Origin of the sequence: Paenibacillus nanensis, assembly GCF_003583765.1 — a bacterium.
Taxonomy (GTDB): domain Bacteria; phylum Bacillota; class Bacilli; order Paenibacillales; family Paenibacillaceae; genus Pristimantibacillus; species Pristimantibacillus nanensis.
In genome coordinates this window covers 193,525-210,333 of the sequence record NZ_QXQA01000008.1, presented here as the reverse complement: position 1 = coordinate 210,333, position 16,809 = coordinate 193,525, and the positions used below count along the sequence as shown (strand labels likewise).

General features: G+C 51.6%; 16 protein-coding genes. 3 read left to right on the top strand and 13 right to left on the bottom strand.

From position 1 onward, the window contains the following. The first annotated feature begins 146 nt into the window (after window positions 1-146). Window positions 147-1,040, top strand: coding sequence for an RCC1 domain-containing protein (locus D3P08_RS14435; RefSeq protein WP_119600399.1), 894 nt, complete (start codon window positions 147-149; stop codon window positions 1,038-1,040). A 182-nt stretch (window positions 1,041-1,222) separates the two neighbouring features. On the opposite strand, the gene D3P08_RS14430 is transcribed toward D3P08_RS14435, so the two are convergent. The 9 genes from D3P08_RS14430 to D3P08_RS14390 all read right to left on the bottom strand — a co-directional run bounded on the left by D3P08_RS14430 (window position 1,223) and on the right by D3P08_RS14390 (window position 8,848). Continuing rightward, window positions 1,223-1,993 (bottom strand): ABC transporter permease, encoded by a 771-nt coding sequence (locus D3P08_RS14430; protein ID WP_119600398.1) that lies wholly within the window; start codon window positions 1,991-1,993, stop codon window positions 1,223-1,225. 1 nt (window position 1,994) lies between these two features. After that, entirely contained in the window at window positions 1,995-2,753 is a 759-nt protein-coding gene (locus D3P08_RS14425) for an ABC transporter ATP-binding protein (RefSeq protein WP_119600397.1), read from the bottom strand. A 35-nt stretch (window positions 2,754-2,788) separates the two neighbouring features. Then, a complete protein-coding gene (locus D3P08_RS14420) occupies window positions 2,789-3,112 on the bottom strand; it encodes a DUF1048 domain-containing protein (protein ID WP_119600396.1) in 324 nt (107 codons plus the stop codon). Window positions 3,113-3,114: 2 nt separating this feature from the next. Continuing rightward, window positions 3,115-3,471, bottom strand: a complete 357-nt coding sequence (locus D3P08_RS14415; RefSeq protein WP_119600395.1) for a DUF1048 domain-containing protein — start codon at window positions 3,469-3,471, stop codon at window positions 3,115-3,117. Further along, entirely contained in the window at window positions 3,468-3,776 is a 309-nt protein-coding gene (locus D3P08_RS14410) for a PadR family transcriptional regulator (protein WP_119600446.1), read from the bottom strand. The genes D3P08_RS14415 and D3P08_RS14410 overlap by 4 nt, the downstream gene beginning before the upstream one ends. Before the next feature lie 419 nt (window positions 3,777-4,195). Beyond that, complete coding sequence (locus D3P08_RS14405) at window positions 4,196-4,753, bottom strand: dihydrofolate reductase family protein (protein ID WP_119600394.1); 558 nt, start codon at window positions 4,751-4,753, stop codon at window positions 4,196-4,198. 193 nt (window positions 4,754-4,946) lie between these two features. Further along, a complete protein-coding gene (locus tag D3P08_RS14400; protein ID WP_119600393.1) occupies window positions 4,947-5,366 on the bottom strand; it encodes a VOC family protein in 420 nt (139 codons plus the stop codon). A gap of 86 nt (window positions 5,367-5,452) precedes the next feature. Continuing rightward, complete coding sequence (locus D3P08_RS14395) at window positions 5,453-7,723, bottom strand: ATP-binding cassette domain-containing protein (protein ID WP_119600392.1); 2,271 nt, start codon at window positions 7,721-7,723, stop codon at window positions 5,453-5,455. 216 nt (window positions 7,724-7,939) lie between these two features. Further along, the gene (locus D3P08_RS14390; RefSeq protein ID WP_119600391.1) at window positions 7,940-8,848 is read right to left on the bottom strand and encodes a LysR family transcriptional regulator; all 909 of its coding nucleotides are present in this window, start codon (window positions 8,846-8,848) and stop codon (window positions 7,940-7,942) included. A gap of 134 nt (window positions 8,849-8,982) precedes the next feature. Here D3P08_RS14390 and D3P08_RS14385 point away from each other — a divergent pair, with 134 nt between their 5' ends. Continuing rightward, a complete protein-coding gene (locus D3P08_RS14385) occupies window positions 8,983-10,002 on the top strand; it encodes an alpha/beta fold hydrolase (protein WP_119600390.1) in 1,020 nt (339 codons plus the stop codon). A 78-nt stretch (window positions 10,003-10,080) separates the two neighbouring features. On the opposite strand, the gene D3P08_RS14380 is transcribed toward D3P08_RS14385, so the two are convergent. Further along, complete coding sequence (locus tag D3P08_RS14380) at window positions 10,081-10,731, bottom strand: hypothetical protein (RefSeq protein WP_119600389.1); 651 nt, start codon at window positions 10,729-10,731, stop codon at window positions 10,081-10,083. Window positions 10,732-10,868: 137 nt separating this feature from the next. Here D3P08_RS14380 and spoVB point away from each other — a divergent pair, with 137 nt between their 5' ends. Beyond that, window positions 10,869-12,419, top strand: coding sequence for a stage V sporulation protein B (gene spoVB / locus D3P08_RS14375; RefSeq protein ID WP_119600388.1), 1,551 nt, complete (start codon window positions 10,869-10,871; stop codon window positions 12,417-12,419). A gap of 89 nt (window positions 12,420-12,508) precedes the next feature. On the opposite strand, the gene D3P08_RS14370 is transcribed toward spoVB, so the two are convergent. The 3 genes from D3P08_RS14370 to D3P08_RS14360 all read right to left on the bottom strand — a co-directional run bounded on the left by D3P08_RS14370 (window position 12,509) and on the right by D3P08_RS14360 (window position 16,491). After that, a complete protein-coding gene (locus D3P08_RS14370) occupies window positions 12,509-13,273 on the bottom strand; it encodes a phosphotransferase enzyme family protein (protein ID WP_240647523.1) in 765 nt (254 codons plus the stop codon). 319 nt (window positions 13,274-13,592) lie between these two features. Then, on the bottom strand, window positions 13,593-14,075 hold the full coding sequence (locus D3P08_RS14365) for a DinB family protein (protein ID WP_119600387.1): 483 nt from the start codon (window positions 14,073-14,075) through the stop codon (window positions 13,593-13,595). A gap of 175 nt (window positions 14,076-14,250) precedes the next feature. Next, entirely contained in the window at window positions 14,251-16,491 is a 2,241-nt protein-coding gene (locus D3P08_RS14360) for a cellulase family glycosylhydrolase (RefSeq protein ID WP_338068723.1), read from the bottom strand. Window positions 16,492-16,809 lie beyond the last annotated feature (318 nt).

The window sequence follows — 16,809 nt, the reverse complement described above, 5'->3', positions numbered from 1 at the left end:
GGCCGCCCGCATCCATTCCAATCGAATGAAAAGGAATCCTGCTGTTATTTTCTATATTGGGGCAATATGGTAGCCTATTGGTAAATGAAATGGATTCTGGCGAGAGAGCATTTTTTATAAGATGGTTCATTTTAAGGGGGTAAAACATGGATTATTCTTCCCCAAAAGACGCCTCGTTACAGATTGAACGATGGCCTAAAAGGACTATTGCGGCAGGCCGTCGACATACGGTTGGTCTTCAATCGGACGGTACGGTAACGGCAGTTGGCGATAATAAACAGGGGCAATGCGAAGTAAGCGGCTGGCGTGGCATTGTGGCGGTGGCGGCCGGCAATGTTCATATGGCGACGAACACGGGCAGCGCGCATACAATCGGGCTTACAGCCGACGGCACGGTCGTTGCTGCAGGGTGGAATAAGGATGGCCAATGCGATGTCAGCGAATGGCGCGGTATTGCATCGGTCGCCGCGGGCTGGCGCCGTACCGTCGGGCTGAAATCGGACGGCACGGTCGTTGCTGCGGGACGAAATCATGAGGGGCAATGCGATGTAAACGGCTGGCATGATATCGCGGCGATAGCAGCGGGCGACTGGCATACGGTCGGGCTTCAATTAGACGGCACGGTGACGATTACGGGGAATAATCGGTACGGACAATGCAATGTAAGCGGCTGGCGTAACATGGTGGCGGTGTCTGCGGGTTACTTGCATACCGTCGGGCTGAAATCGGATGGCGCGGTCGCGGCCGCGGGGTTGAACAAGCACGGCCAGTGCGAAGTAAACGGCTGGCGCGATATTGTGGCGATTGCGGCAGGCAGCTATCATACCATAGGCCTTAAATCGGACGGCACTGTTGTTGCTGCAGGCCATAATGAACATGGCCAATGTAATGTAAGCGGCTGGCGCAATATTGTTGCGGTGGCGGCAGGCTGCGCCCATACCCTTGGCCTAAAATCGGACGGCACTGTTGTTGCTGCAGGCCATAATGAACATGGCCAATGCGATGTAAGCAGCTGGCAGGGCATTCAACTGCCCAGATAATCGTATACACTCAAAACCATATGGAGCAGTGCCTCGGCGGTCTGCTCCCCCTAATACCGGACTCGTGCATTGCTGTATCACGGCCGATGACTATCCTATTTTGTCAAACACCGGCTAGCGAACCTGCTCAAATTCCCCATCTTCTTGTTGCACAACGGACATTCTCCACGTCTTGCGGATGATTAAACGGCTTTCCGTTTGTAAGCGCGCACCGCAAATAGATAGGCGACGATCAGTATGCCTAAGCACCACGCAAGAGCGATCCAAAGATCGTGGCCCACCGGCTGGCCGGACAGAAGCGCGCGGATCGATTCAACGATCGAAGTAACCGGCTGGTTTTCGGCAAAGACGCGCACGGCTCGAGGCATCGATTCGGTCGGCACAAACGCCGAACTGATAAACGGCAGGAAAATAAGCGGATAGGAAAACGCGCTTGCCCCTTCCACCGACTTCGCGGACAGTCCGGCAATCGCCGCGACCCACGTCAAGGCCAGCGTAAACAGCACGAGTATACCGGCTACGGCAAGCCATGGCAGTACCCCCGCCGATGACCGGAAACCCATTATCAAAGCGACAACAATAATGACGGCAAGAGAAATGACGTTGGATACTACAGAGGTCAGCACATGCCCCCACAGCACGGCCGAACGCGAAATCGGCATGGAGTGGAACCGCTCGATAATGCCCCGTTGCTTATCTAGAAACAAGCGATAAGCCGTATAGGATATGCCGCTTGCGATTGCCATCAGCAGGATACCGGGCAGCAGGTAATTCACGTAGTTATCCGTACCGGCTTGGATTGCGCCGCCGAACACGTAGACGAACAGCAGCATCATCGCAATCGGAGTGATGCAGACCGTGATGATGGTGTCCATGCTGCGGAAAATATGGCGCATGGAGCGTCCAAGCATAACACTCATATCGCTGAAAAAGTGGTTCTTTGTCGTTTCCATATTACATGGCCTCCTTTTTGCCGACGATGGTGAGGAAGATCTCCTCTAATGACGGCTGTTTTTCAACATACTCCACCTTTGCGGATGGGAACAGCTTTTTCAGCTCCGAAAGCGTGCCGTTCGCGATAATTCTGCCCTCGTGCAAAATAGCGATTCGGTCGGCCAGCTGCTCCGCTTCCTCTAAATACTGCGTCGTCAGGAGAATCGTCGTACCCCCATCGGCCAGCTCCTTGACGATCTTCCACACCTCGATGCGGGCCTCGGGGTCAAGTCCGGTAGTCGGCTCGTCGAGGAAAATGATTTTCGGATTTCCCACAAGGCTCAAAGCGATGTCGAGCCTGCGGCGCATACCGCCCGAATAAGTGGACGCTCTGCGGTCGGCGGCGTCTGTCAGACCGAAGCGTTTCAGCATTTCGTCTGCGGCCTGATGAGGATTTTCGAGGTGACGCAGCTTTGCAAGCATGATCAAATTTTCCCGTCCGGTCAACATTTCATCCACGGCGGCAAATTGCCCGGTCAGACTGATCGCTTGCCGCACGTTTTCGGGTTTCGAGGCGACGTCAAATCCGTTTACGATAGCGGTGCCTCCGTCCTGTCTAAGCAGCGTGGTCAGGATTCTAACGGTCGTCGTCTTGCCCGCGCCGTTGGATCCAAGCAGGGCGAATATTTCTCCCCGCTTCACTTCAAAATCGACGCCCTTCAAAACTTCCGTTCCCTTATAGGACTTACGCAGACCTTTCACTTCAATTGCTTTCCCCATCCCTTATACCTCCTTTATTTTGGTTGATCCGAAGCCTATTTCTTGTTCTTGTTTTGAAGAGCGGATTCTTGATAGAGGTCAGCGTACGTTTTCGAATCTTTGATTAAATCGTCGCAGAAAGCCGCTACATCTCTGCCGGTCACTTCGAGCACGCCTTTCCCTGAGGCTGCGCCTTCTTCAAAGAGATCGACAATCCCTGAGAGCAGCCCCGTCCCTTCGGTTAACTCCACAGGACCGACCTTGAAGAGATATTTTTGAATCTCTTTATAAACAACCTGATAATCCTGCGGAAGCGCCTTGACACGCGCGACATGCGCTCGCCACTCTCTTTTGCCTTCGATGATATCTCGTATTCTCATTGTTATCCCTCCTGCTTCCCTAATTTTTTAGCGATATTATGGTTAAGCTGCTGTCGCCACTTGTCGCGATAAGACTTTGCCCCTTCTTCGCCTGCCAGCGCCGAACAGAAGCCTTTGATATCGTCACCCAGAACCTCCTCTACACGCTGGCCATCCGCCGCCGTTTCTTCGAACAGGCCAAGCACGCCGTCAAGAATGAGCATGAGGTTACGGCCGGTGAAATCGGAGTGCGGCCAAAGATAGACATTAATTTTTTCCCAAGCCGCCTGATAATCAGCGGGCAGCTTTTTGGCGCGCAGTTCAAACGTTTTAAATTCTTTTTTCATGTCGCTGCCGGTAATTTTTTCCCAAAAATTCATGGTCTTCTCTCCTTTAACTCGTTCATTTTCGATGATACGAACTCCCATTTTTCCCAGAACCTCCGGAGCTCCTCGCGTCCCGCGTCATTGAGTGCAAAAAACTTTCTCGGCGGCCCCATGTCGGAGGGCTTTTTGGTGACCTCCACCAGCTTGTTTTTTTCAAGCCGGATTAAGATCGTGTACACCGTCCCCTCCACAACGTCCGAGAAGCCGAGGGCGTTCAGCTGCCGCGTAATTTCGTAGCCGTAAGTCTCGTTGCGGCTAATAATTTCAAGGACGCAGCCCTCAAGCACCCCTTTGAGCATTTCCGTTATATTTTCCAAAGCAATCACCCTTCGCTATTCTGTATGACTGGTATGAAGTATTACTTAGTACAGCTATAAAGTAACACGCAGTAGTGGCGTTGTCAATAGCGTTTGTTCTCTATAAGGAGCGGAATTTATATTTATTCAACGACTGGCAGATCCTTAAGCAGAGGGAGATGTTGCCTAGTGCATGAACATAAAACATGATTTACTTTGGCGTTTGTTGGGTTAAGGCAAGCGGGGATGGAGCGGTATAAGGCGAAAAATCAAAGCGGGAGAGATACCGCGAACGCAAGGCCGAGAGCAGGGCGTTAACACGGTCTTGAGAGGATAGTGCCATTAGGCAAACGGAAGAGGAGATCGTTGACCTCCCCCGCTCGCCCAAACGGCAAGTGCCGATACACGCGCGTGCAGCCCGATTACGGCTTCCCATTCGAATGATAGGTTAATTGTACAACACCCGAAGAGTACGTTTTTGTATGAACCAGCTTTAGATTCAACCTCTGATTGATATTCGTAAACAGCGGTTTTCCTTCTCCCAAAACGACAGGATGAACGGATAATCGAAATTCATCAACAAGCTCCAAATTAACGAAGGTTGTAATAAGACTTGCCCCGCCATATAACCAAATGTCTTTGCCGGGCTCATTCTTTAATTTAGTTACTTCTTCAACAATGTTATCGTTTATAAAGATCGCGTTGCTGTCAGTCCTTTTCAGGCTCCTGGAAAACACAATCTTTTTTTTGCTGTGAACGATTTCCCAAAATGCTTTATCTGTATCATGAGCTTCAACATCCGGGGTAAATTCTCCCCACAGGTCATAGCTTTTCCTCCCATATAAAATCGTATCAATTTGATTTAAAAATTGATCAAACTCCATTTCAGGATCCATCACGCACCAGTCAACTTCCCCATTTTTCCCTTCAATAAACCCATCCAACGTAACGGCTAAGTCTAAAATGATATTTCGTTTCATGCTTTCATACCTCCTTCGTTGATCTACAACCTATTATAGACCTTATATATGTCACCTCATGTCATATTAATAAGGACTGACTTTTATTGCGAAACCACCCTGTGCCGCACACACGAAAAAAGGCGGCCGATCGCGAGATCAGCTGCCCTTGGGTATTGAAATAAAGCGTACATTCACCATAGCCAGCGGCGTTTCATTTCACTTCCCATTGCGGGTTCCAGACGACTTCCCACAAATGGCCATCAGGATCTTGGAAATAGCCGGAATACCCGCCCCAGAAGGTTTCGTGTGCCGGAACCGTAACGGTTGCGCCTGCCTTCCGCACTTCTTCCATGACCTGATCCACCTCTTCCTTGCTGCCGACGTTATGGCCGAGAGTAAATTCAGCTGGATTAGGCTGCGCTGGATTAATCTTTGCGTCAAGAGCCAGATTATCGCGCTCAAAAATGGCGAGCCTTAAACCGCCCTCCAAATCAAAAAAGGCGGCGGCCCCATGCTCAAACTCTTTCCCTACAATCCCATCAGTCTCAAACCCAAGTCCATCCCGGTAGAATGCTAAGGATCGCTCCAGGTCATCTACCCCAATCGTAATAACCGTAATTCGCGGTTTCATGTGGTCCTCCTTGAAAAAGAATGTATGTCTCTCTGCATTTTTCATTTAATCATTTTGTTGCGCCTATTTCTTGTACAAATCGGACATTATACGCCCTGGCCGCCTTCCGCCTTGCGCAAATAAGCACCCGTGATCGAATGCTCGGCGGCAGCAAGCTGGGCAGGCGTGCCTTCGAATACAACGCGGCCGCCCCGGTGACCGCCTTCGGGACCCATGTCAATAATCCAGTCCGCGCTTTTGATGACATCCAGATTATGCTCGATGACGACCACCGTGTTGCCCCCGTCGACCAGACGATTCATTATATCCATCAGACGGGAGATATCGGACATATGCAGCCCGGTTGTCGGCTCGTCCATGACATAGAGACTGCCTTCCTTGTGAAGCTCTCCGGCCAGTTTGATGCGTTGGCATTCTCCGCCAGACAAGGTGCTTAAAGGCTGGCCAAGCGTCACGTATCCGAGTCCCACATCCTCTAGCGTCCGTAATTGATGGAGCAGTTCCTTCCTGCTGAAAAACGTTAATGCTTCCCGTACCGTCATGGCGAGGACGTCGCTGATCGATTTTCCGTTCAGTTTATACTGCAGCACTTCGTCGCTGAACCGCTTGCCCTCGCATCGTTCGCATGTCGTCCTTACCGGCTCGAGAAAGGCCAAATCCGTGTAGATCATCCCAAGGCCCTGACAGTTGGAACAGGCCCCCTTGGAGTTGAAGCTGAACAGGGAAGCGCTCACCTTGTTGGCTGCCGCGAACAGCCGGCGGATTTCGTCCATTATCCCCGTGTAAGTAGCCGGATTGGAGCGGATGGACGTGCCCACGGCCGACTGGTCGATGACAATCGCTTCCGGATGCGACGGCAGGAACGCTCGGTTAATCAACGTGCTTTTACCTGAGCCGGCCACTCCCGTTACCACCGTCAGCACACCGACCGGTATATCGACTGTCACATCCTTGAGATTATGCAGGTTAGCGCCGGCTACTGTCATCCAGCCCTTAGGCTCCCTGGTTGAAGCCTTCAAGGGCAGACTTTGCTTCAAACACCGCCCTGTCAACGTATCCGCGCGGAGCAAGCCCGCAAAGTCGCCTTCGTAGACGATTTCCCCGCCGCGAGTCCCCGCATAAGGCCCGACATCGACGATATAATCGGCGATCTCCATAACTTCGCGGTCGTGTTCGACGACTAGCACCGTATTCCCTTTGTCCCGGAGCTGGCGCAGCATGCCGTTCAGCCGATGAACATCCCGCGGATGAAGCCCGACGCTCGGTTCGTCGAAAATGTAGATCATGTCGGTCAGACTGCTGCTCAAATGACGGACCATCTTGATTCGCTGCGACTCTCCGCCCGACAAAGTTGCGGTCTGTCGATCCAGACTGAGATACTCCAGCCCGATGTCGACCAGATGGTTCAGCCGAGTCAGAATTCCGTCTATAATCGGGCCGGCAACGGGATCCCGAATGGCCTCGATCATGCGAATAAGCTCTCCAATCTCCAGGGCCGCGCACTCTGCTATGTTGAAGCCGTTAATTCGGCATGCCAACGCCGCTTGGTTAAGCCGGCTCCCGCCGCAAAGGCTGCACTCGCTGCAGGAAAGAAAGCGGTCAAGGGTTTCGCGTTTCGCGTCTGACATCTCGCTGCTGTCTCGTTTTAAATAGAGACGGGTGAGCTTGGGCAGCAGACCTTCATAATCCGATTCGATATCGCCGCCTTTCGTATGGTATACGATTTTGCTTGCTTTGCCGTGGAGGAGGGTATCCCATTCTTCCTGCGTATAGTCGGCAAGGCGCTTGTCATTGTCGAACAAGCCGGAATAGGTATACGTATTCAAGTACCAGCTCCCCGTTTTAAATACGGGGAACAGGATCGCGCCTTCATTCAGCGACTTGGACCTGTCAAGCAGCTTATCCACGTCGAACCGCACCATCTGTCCGACTCCGGAGCATTCCGGGCACATACCGGCCGGGTCGTTAAACGAGAAAGCATGCGAATTGCCGGCATAAGGTTTGCCGATTCTGGAGAACAGCAGCCGGAGCATCGCATAAATATCCGTTATCGTGCCGACCGTCGAACGGGAGTTGCCGCCAAGCCTTTTCTGATCGATCACAACCGCCGTAGACAAGTTCTCGATGCGATCGGTGTCCGGCTGACTGAACCGGGGCAGCCGATTGCGGATGAAAGCGGAAAACGTATCGTTTAGCTGCCGCTGGGCCTCGGCGCTGATGGTGTCAAAAACCAGGGAAGATTTGCCCGAGCCCGAGACGCCGGTAAAGATCGTGATCTTTCGCTTCGGGATGCGGACATTTACGTTTTTCAGGTTATTCTCGCGCGCTCCTTCAATGACGATATCATTGACGTTCATAGACATCACCTCGGATATTCTATTTCATTATCTCCCCCCATTTTAGACCTCAAATACGTCATCCTATGTCATATTAGTAATGGTAAGAATATCCTTTTTAGCAGCTGTCCTATTTTCATAACCAAGAAATGTAAAAAGCGACAGTCCAGGACGTATTCATAACGTCTTGGACTGCCGCTGACCGCGACTCATCGTTTTCGTTTCGTACACCTATCGCTATCGATGTGACATGGCAGCTGCATGAACCGTGACCTCCCTTGCCGCCTCTATGAAAGATAGCATAATCGGTGAAAGCCACTTGTCTTTATGCCATAACATCTGGGTATACACGCGCAAGTCCGGGATGTGCCAAGGAAGAGCAACAAGCTCGCCCCGTTCAACTTCCGCTTTCACGGTTATTTCAGGGAGGAAGGCAATGCCGATTCCCGCCATTGCACATTGTTTGATGGCTTCGGCATTCTGAAACTCCAAATACGTAATGCTATCGATCCCCTCCTTCTCAAATCCCCGGTCGAACATGGTTCGATAGGTGCAGCCTTTTGCATTCGTCAGGAACACTTCTCCGTGAAAATCCTCCAGCTGCAGGGCGGTTCGTGCCGCGAGCGGATGGTCTGGAGCGGCGAATAAGCGGAAGGTTTCTTCCACCAACGGTTCAACGGCCAGTCCCGACGAGCGGATGCGCTCGTCTAACATAAAGACGACGTCTGCCGTTCCCTCAAACAGCGCTTGCTTGAGGTGCTGATTGGCCACGGAGTGGAAGATGAGACGCACGCCCGGATGACGGGACCGAAATAAGCGGAAAACGGCGGGAAGCCGATAGGCGCAGAGAACCTCATTAGCGCTTATCGTTAGAGTGCCGCTTAAATGCTCGCTGTCATGAACGGCCCCGCGAGCCTCGTCTAATTTGTTAAGCACGCTTTGCACGTGAAAGAGAAAGCTTTTACCTGCCGCTGTGAGAACAAGCTGCTTGCCCAATCGGTCAAAGAGCCGAACGCCAAGCTCATCCTCCAATGCTTTAATTTGCATGGTGACGTTGGAGGGAACATAGTTCAATGCCTCCGCGGCCCGGCTGAAATTTAAAGTGGATGCAACGGTGCAGAACGTATTCAATTGACGCAGCTCCATCGCACACGCCCCCTTTTACTTTCAATTTTATTGAATACTATATTGAATTCTATTCACTTTTGTTGAGAGTAACATGAATTTATACTAACAACAAGAAAGATACCTGTTTTCATTTTGAAGGGAGCGACAATGCGATGGATTATGAAATTTTTGATTTAGGCGACGTTACACTTCAGTCAGGAGTGACGTTACCGAACGCTTTTCTTGCTTATAAGACGTATGGACGATTGAATGAGGAAAAAGATAATGTGATCGTCTATCCTACTGCCTTCGGCGACCAGCATGTTCAGAATGAGTGGCTGATTGGGAGCGGCATGGCGCTAGACCCGCAGAACTATTTTATTATCGTGCCGAATCTGCTGGGCAACGGACTCTCTTCGTCTCCCAGCAACACGCCTCCCCCATTTGACCGGGCTAACTTCCCGCATGTCACCATCTATGACAATGTTCGATTTCAGCATCGGCTGGTGACCGAAAAATTCGGCATTAAAAAAATCGCCCTCGTTGTCGGATGGTCCATGGGAGGCATTCAAGCCTTCCAATGGGGGGCAAGCTATCCGGACATGGTGGAACGAATTGCGCCCTTCAATGGACTTGCAAAGACTTGGCCTCAGACGTATGTCGTCCTGGACGGAGTGAAAGCTCCACTCATGGCTGCAGTCGGCTACGATTCCAGTAAACTAAACCAGTTGACTTCTGCGGATATGCGCGCCGTTGGCCGTGTCTATGCGGGATGGGGCGTATCTCATGCGTTTTACAAAGAGGAGCTGTATCGGACGCTGGGATTCGAGTCGTTGGAGGCTTTTTTAACCGGCGTCTGGGAGGACAGCTTTATGAAGATGGATCCTCACAATGTTCTCGCCATGTTATGGACAGGCCAGCATGCGGACATTAGCGATAATCCCGCTTATAACGGAAATATCGGTATGGCGCTCAGCAGCATTAAAGCGCTTGCCTGCATCATGCCCGGGAGCACGGACCTCTTCTGTACGGCGGACGATAACGAATACGAAGCCAGCCTTATTCCTAATGCAACCTTTAGCCCGATTAAGTCGATCTGGGGTCATTTTGCCGGCCGCGGAATCCACAGTCCCGATAATACATTTATTGATGACAACCTGAAGCGCCTGCTGACGCTCCGTACTGATCATTAAGTTCTTTAAGGTAAAGGAAGGCCGCCAGACTTTACTTGGCGGCCTCCTTTTTATGCGGCCCTAATGGCCGATTCTCTATCACGCTTTGCCGTACCTTTTCTTCAAGCCGCCGACTTCGATTTCTATGCCGATATCGCTCGACCAGCCGGAGAAGCCTGTTCCATCCAGCAGCTTGCCGTCAACCACTGAGCTCATATTGACCTTCTGACGAGCTGGAAGCGTGAGCACCACCGGCTCGAACTCGGCCTTGAAGGGGCTTCGTATCAAATATGGCCGAACCGTGATATCCTTTTCCTTCCCATAATTGATTAACGTAAAGGTACAATCCGCTTCTACATTCGTCTCTTCCGACCGGTAGCTGCACTGGCTGTTTTTTTGCGAGAAAGCGACGGAGTTAATGGAGATGGAATTATAGTTTAGAAGAATCATGGCCTTCTCCGTCACGACCGGAAACAAAACCACAAATGCGATACCGCCCAGCACGATCCGGCTCCGTATTTTAGGAAACCGCACTTGGTAGAACCTCACGGCGCCAATATAACCGGCAGCGATGGCAAGCAGCCCGGCAATTACCGAAAGGTGCAGCCCCGAATCATAATCGCCTGTCCATGGCGGTATGCCAACCGCTCTAAAAATATCGTCTCCGAAAGAATAGCCGAGGTGGGTGTTGGATATGAAGAGCAGGCCGATTACAATGAGAACAAAAAACAATACTTCTTTTCTAAGCACGTAATCCCTCCCTTGTCTCTATACTTCAACGCTCAATGGATATCGTTGGTTGCACTTTATGACATTATCGCACCACTCGCATGCTTTTCCAATTTCTGAATACATTTAAGTATTCGGAAACAGGAGGACAAAATGTCATGTCTCAACAAGGGCAATCGTTCATGAAAGGTACGCTGGTCTTGTCTGTCGCTGCATTCATTAACCGTATTCTTGGATTTATAAGCGGTATGTATATCGCACGCTTGCTGGGCGCGGAAGGGATCGGCCTCTTGATGATGGCGCATCCGCTCGTCCCGCTCGTCATTACGATTACGGAGCTGGGATTGCCGGTAGCGATTTCGAAGCTGGTCGCAGAAGCCCACGCGCGCGGCGAACGGGAAAAGGTGCGGCGCATTCTGCATGTCTCGCTCGCTGTCACGAGCGTCTTGAGCGTAACGCTCACAACCTTATCATTGCTTGGATCGGAGTGGATCGCATCCATTCTGTTAAGCGACCAGCGCGCTTATTACGCCATGCTGGCCATTACGCCGATTGCGCCGATCGTCGCCGTATCCGCCGTATTAAAAGGGTACTTCCGCGGCATGCAGCAAATGAAGACCATTGCAGCTTCCGATGTACTGGAGCATACGGTGCAAATCGCCTGCGTGCTGGCGCTGGTTCACCTCCTGCTGCCATACGGCGTCGCCTATGCGGCTGCCGGGGCCATGGCCGCCTCTGTCGTCAGCGAAGCGATCAGCCTCCTATTCCTGGTCATCAGCTACAAGGTGTACGGCGAACAGAAGCTGCCGGGCGAGACTTGGGCAAGCCACCTGAAGCAAGGAAGGGGCACCCTCGGCGAGCTGCTGCAGATCGGTCTTCCGACGACCGGGCACGGCATCATTCATTCGTTATACGGCACCTTTCAGCCGCTTCTCATTACAACCAGCCTCGCGCTGGCCGGCATCGGCACGGCTGCAGCCACACAGCAGTTCGGCTTGCTGGCCGGCTTTGCCTTCCCGCTGCTGTTCATGCCCAGCTTTATTACGCAGTCCTTGTCCACCGCCCTTATCCCCGCAATCGGTGAGGCGGCGGCGAACAAGAACAGCCTGCTTATCCATGAACGGATGAATCAGGCGACAAGCATGGGACTCCTGATCGGCGCGCCGGCGACGGTCATTCTGTACGAGTGGGCCACTCCGCTGACGACGCTTATCTATAATGCTCCGGAAGCAGGCCTGCTGCTGAAAATATTGGCGCCGATGTTTTTTCTGCATTATTTCGACGCTCCGCTGCATGCCATTCTGCTCGGTCTCGGCCGCGCGAAAGCGATGCTGTGGAACTACATAATAGCCACCGTGATGAAGGGGATCGCGATCTTCGTGTTAGGAAGCCAGTTTGGCATTATCGGCGTTGCGTACGGCATCGGGATCGGCATCGTGATGCAAGCTCTGCTGAATTTCTTCTCCATCTCCGGCTCGATCGGATTTTATTGGAATATTCGCCCTTATATCAAGGTCGGCATCTGCTCGATGCTGATGGCGATATGCGGCCACTGGACTTATAACTATACCGTCAGCCATGGCATGCCGGATTTATGGTGCGTTATCGCTTCCATCGTCTGCTCCTTATGTCTCTATCTCATCACGCTTGTCTTAACGGGTACGTTAACCTGGAAAAGCGCGCGCCACAAATTTTCAATCCCTTGGTAAGCGTAAGCACAAAGAAAAAGCAGCTCTGACCGGCTGCTTTTTCGCTGCTTGTTCATAAAATCCTGACTCACATGTCGAAGACTCTACGATTATCCCATATCCCATCCGATATGGCGCTCCTCATACTCAAACGGTTCTTCACACGAATAAATTTCATGAAAGAAACCCAAATAGGGAATATCGTCCTCCAGGCATTTGATGCAATAGGACAGCTCCTCATCGCATACCGGATCTTCTCCATTGTTCCGCATCCGCTCCAATGCATCCACAACCTGCTCCATGAGGACGGCTTGAATGAATAAAGGCAGCTTCTGCAGCATGTCATCTTCGATCCTGGTCTCGGATCTGTATCCCTCAAGGACTGTTTGAAAATAAGCGTCCATGAATGCTTTGCGTTTCTCAGCGTCCGGTTCAGCCGCTATCCAGCCCACTCCGCTCCTCCAGAGATCAGCCAAGTCGTACATGTACCAGCCGAAGCAGGAATTATCGAAGTCGTATACCGTAATTTGTCCGGTATCGTAATCGATCATATAATTCCCGTCATTGTAATCGAAATGGATCATGCCGTAGGACTCCTGGCTTCTGTCCAATCCTTCTAAGGCTTTAAGGAGCGCTGCCAGCCTTTCTTTAAGCAGCGATAAGGAGTCGGGGATCAATTGGTGGATAGTACCCGCATTGTATTTATCAAAAAAATGATTCCGGCGATGGACAGGCGTGTAGCCTTTCGACAACTCGTGAATGTTCCCTAGCGCTTTGCCGCAATTATAATAATATTCGGTAATCGGAGCTCCATCGCGATACCGGTAGTTATTGTCCGCAAGCCTCTGTCCTCTGGCCTTTACAAACAAGGTCATAAAAAAGGTCTGCTGATGATATGTGACCTCCTCCAGCAAGTTCCCCTCTTGGAGCTCACGACATCCGAAACACTGCCGCCATGCTCGAATAAATACCGGATAAATTCAACTTCTCCCAGCAGCTCTTCCCGGGTCCTGTCCTGTAGGAAAGCGATCCTAAGTATTTTGGCATCAGCGCCCTCTTTCTCGCAAGTGAACACGACATTCCGCCCTCCGGGATGCGCCTGTACCAGGGTGATATCATACCCTTCCAGCCCGTAACGCTCGACTGCAATTGGAAGGAAATGCGCTTCAGCGGCTTTAACGGTCTCATTATACGTTATACAATCTCCTCCTTGCCTAATTGTTGTTTAATGCTTTTAATGGCTGCAAAATGCATGCCTTCGTGATACAAACAAAAACTGAGGCATTCTTTAATGGTCGATATTTCTAAACCCGTAGAAGTGACATATGGTTTCTCGAGCTGCTCCTCAAGCCGGTTTTCCAAGCTTTGCTCGATACGATCCATTTGATTGGACAGTAAAAAAATGATTTCATCCAACTCAGGCAATGGCGTTCCCCCATTTTCCGGTTTGGTCCCGGGAGCAAATAACTCGGCAAAATGGTTCGGCAGCTCCATCTTTTCATTGATTAACGCAAAGGAGAACCTCTCATGGACGAAAAGAATGTGCCCAAGGTTCCAAAGCACGTTATTGTTGAATCCCCGAGGCACAATGCACGCCTTCTCCATGCTCATGTCTTTAACCCGCTGCACAGTATTGGTTCGAACAAACCGGAGCTGTTTAAATAGATAGTTCCCCATAACCTCTTCTCTCCTTTAGAAAAACGGTTAGAATCAAATTCGCTTTTACTTTCGCTAGGCGTATCCATATTTTAACATTAAAAAGCCGAAATAGGGACCTCCTTTATGCCGAGCATGGCAAACCATAAAAAAGCGGATAGCGTTCAGCTTGCCTGAACCGCTATCCGCTCTTGCATTATTCCTGATTCGCCGCCAGATCGAACAGTCTTTGAACGACCGCAGCCGCCTCCGCACGGGTAACAAGGCCGCTCGGGTCGAAGCTGCCGTTCGACTTGCCGCGAAGAATGCCGGCCTGCTGCACCTCAGCGACCGCCTCTTTCGCGTAACCGCTTATCGAATCTTGGTCGGTGAACGCTTCCGCGCTCGCATCGCCCGCTCCGGCTTCTACGCCTGCCGCAGCCATTGCGCGGTGCAGAATGACCGCCGCATCCTGACGAGTGATTTGATCATGGATGCCGAATTCGCCGTTGCCTTTGCCGTTGATCAGCTCAAGCTTCTCTGCGCTCGCGACGGCCCTCGCGTACCAAGCGCCTTCCTCTACATCGGAGAAGGAGCTTACAGCCGTCTCATCCTGAAGACCAAGCGCGTTCACGAGCATTTGCACGAACGCCGCGCGCGTTACGTCGCCTTCAGGACCAAAGCCGCCTTCACCTTGACCTTGCACCACGTCGAGAGCCGCTAGGAAAGCAATGCTGGCTCTTGCCCAATGTCCGTCCACATCGGCGAACGATGCGAGCTGCTCGGTTCCCGCAACGCTGTTGCCTGCTTTCACAAGCGTATAGCTTAGCTTCTCGCCGCTCCAGAAGTGCAGCGTCAGCTGAACGACGCCGTCCTTCACCTCTTTGAAGAAGTTCTCCTTCAGGATCAGCTCGTTATCCTCGTAATTCGGCGAGAATGTATACGCGAACTCCTTGAACGATGTCCAGTTTTGCGGACCCGCAAAGCTGCCGTCCTCGTATACCGCTTCCATCGTCGCAATCTTGTCGCCGTTAAAGGCAACAGGGATCGCAAAGTCGGTCGTTGTGCCGACCGTGCCCGCAAGCTCAGCCGTCTCATAGACGATAACGTTGATTTTCCACTCTACGCCTTTATCGAACTGGGCCGACAACGTCGCGTTGACGCCCAGCTTCCCGGAGGAGGTCAATTCCTCCAGCAGGCTTGCCTTAATTGTCAATACTTCGCCGTCAATCTCGTAATCTTCACCGGCAACCAGAGCCGTGCCGTCCAGCTTAAGCGCGACAAATTTGTTGCCGTTCAGCTGAAGCTGCTTCTCTACATCCGCCAATTCCTCGCCCTGCTTCAAGTAAATAAAATCGGAATCAGCCGTCGATGAACGGTTTGCCCAGCTTGCCTTCATCATGTCGTACAGATCCTGGTCCGACCATTTGAAGGATTCCCGTCCGAAATGCTGGCCGTTATCCCACAGCATTGTCGCAAGCTGCTTTTCCTTCGCATAGTGCAGCATAAACTCGAAAAACTTCAGCTTCTCTCCTTGCTCAATCGCGTTGAGGTCCGTGTCGAAGCCAAGCAGTCCGAATTCGCCGATGATAACCGGAATGCCGTTCGCCGTAAATTTGTCATGCACACGGTCGAAGATCGTGACGATATCGTTTTTCGTTTCTTCGTTAAAAGTGGTGAAGCCTGCGATGTTCACGCTGAACGGCCAGAAGCCGTAATAGTGAACCGTCGAGATGATGTTTGGATCATCCAGCTCCGTAATGTACTCGTAAAGCGCGTCGACCTTATGCTGGTCCGAGCCGGTATCGAGCGTCGGCAGCACGAGCGGACGCACGTTGTTTTTGCCGCCCGACTCCCTCACGATTTCGTAGAAAGCCGTATTCAGCTCATCCAAGTACGTTTGCTTTTCTTCGTCCGTTCCCTGGAATCTAGGTTCGTTAATGCTCTCGAACATCAGCTTGTCGGAATAATCCTTGAACCGGTCCGCTACTTGCGTCCAGATCGCGCTGAAACGGGCCAGCGACTCGTCGTGATCGTTATGCATGCCCGCTTCCAGCCAGATCCACGAGTCGTGATGGATATTGATCATGACATACAGGCCTTCGTCAAGCGCCCACTGAACCGTCTGCTCTACCCTGTCCAAGAACCCGTCTTCGATCGTGTATGCAGGTCCTTCCCCCATTCTCTGGTCGAAGGTGACGGGAATGCGGATGCTCTTGAAGCCTTGATCCGCGATCTGCGCGATCAGCTCCTTCGTTACGCGAGGGTTGCCCCAAGCCGTCTCATCCTCGCCAACCGCATCATATGTATTCCCCAAGTTCCAACCCGGCTGCATCGCGTCCACATAGGTTTGCATCGCGCTCTTCTGCTTCGTCCCTTCGGCTGCGAAACCGACGCTTGGCACGCATAAAGCCACGATCATCATAACGGCTAGTAACCATGTACCCTTACGCTTCAAAACAAATCCTCCTCCTTTACGGTTCTTCATCTCCCTTACGCTCGCCCCTTGCTGCATGCTCGTTATCACCTCTCCTCATCCAGCATATCAACCTGACAACGCTTCCAAAAAAGCGCTTTCAAAAATACTCTAGCATACTGCGTCTGCCATAAAATACCTGCATTATTAGTGTAAAAATCATGTAAAAATATCCACTTGTCTGCCAGGCGGAAGCGTCCGCCCAACCGGCTCGTCCTTACAATTTCTTATTTTTCCCATTACATTCGTCTAACAAAGCATCGGTATAGTTCTATGTAGTTCATGCCGAGGGGGAGTGGA

Excerpts from the sequence above, each read along its gene's own strand:
- D3P08_RS14435 (WP_119600399.1), top strand. The coding sequence starts at position 147 with ATGGATTATTCTTCCCCAAAAGACGCCTCGTTACAGATTGAACGATGG.
- D3P08_RS14430 (WP_119600398.1), bottom strand. The coding sequence starts at position 1,993 with ATGGAAACGACAAAGAACCACTTTTTCAGCGATATGAGTGTTATGCTT.
- D3P08_RS14425 (WP_119600397.1), bottom strand. The coding sequence starts at position 2,753 with ATGGGGAAAGCAATTGAAGTGAAAGGTCTGCGTAAGTCCTATAAGGGA.
- D3P08_RS14420 (WP_119600396.1), bottom strand. The coding sequence starts at position 3,112 with ATGAGAATACGAGATATCATCGAAGGCAAAAGAGAGTGGCGAGCGCAT.
- D3P08_RS14415 (WP_119600395.1), bottom strand. The coding sequence starts at position 3,471 with ATGAATTTTTGGGAAAAAATTACCGGCAGCGACATGAAAAAAGAATTT.
- D3P08_RS14410 (WP_119600446.1), bottom strand. The coding sequence starts at position 3,776 with ATGCTCAAAGGGGTGCTTGAGGGCTGCGTCCTTGAAATTATTAGCCGC.
- D3P08_RS14405 (WP_119600394.1), bottom strand. The coding sequence starts at position 4,753 with ATGAAACGAAATATCATTTTAGACTTAGCCGTTACGTTGGATGGGTTT.
- D3P08_RS14400 (WP_119600393.1), bottom strand. The coding sequence starts at position 5,366 with ATGAAACCGCGAATTACGGTTATTACGATTGGGGTAGATGACCTGGAG.
- D3P08_RS14395 (WP_119600392.1), bottom strand. The coding sequence starts at position 7,723 with ATGAACGTCAATGATATCGTCATTGAAGGAGCGCGCGAGAATAACCTG.
- D3P08_RS14390 (WP_119600391.1), bottom strand. The coding sequence starts at position 8,848 with ATGGAGCTGCGTCAATTGAATACGTTCTGCACCGTTGCATCCACTTTA.
- D3P08_RS14385 (WP_119600390.1), top strand. The coding sequence starts at position 8,983 with ATGGATTATGAAATTTTTGATTTAGGCGACGTTACACTTCAGTCAGGA.
- spoVB (WP_119600388.1), top strand. The coding sequence starts at position 10,869 with ATGTCTCAACAAGGGCAATCGTTCATGAAAGGTACGCTGGTCTTGTCT.
- D3P08_RS14370 (WP_240647523.1), bottom strand. The coding sequence starts at position 13,273 with ATGACCTTGTTTGTAAAGGCCAGAGGACAGAGGCTTGCGGACAATAAC.
- D3P08_RS14365 (WP_119600387.1), bottom strand. The coding sequence starts at position 14,075 with ATGGGGAACTATCTATTTAAACAGCTCCGGTTTGTTCGAACCAATACT.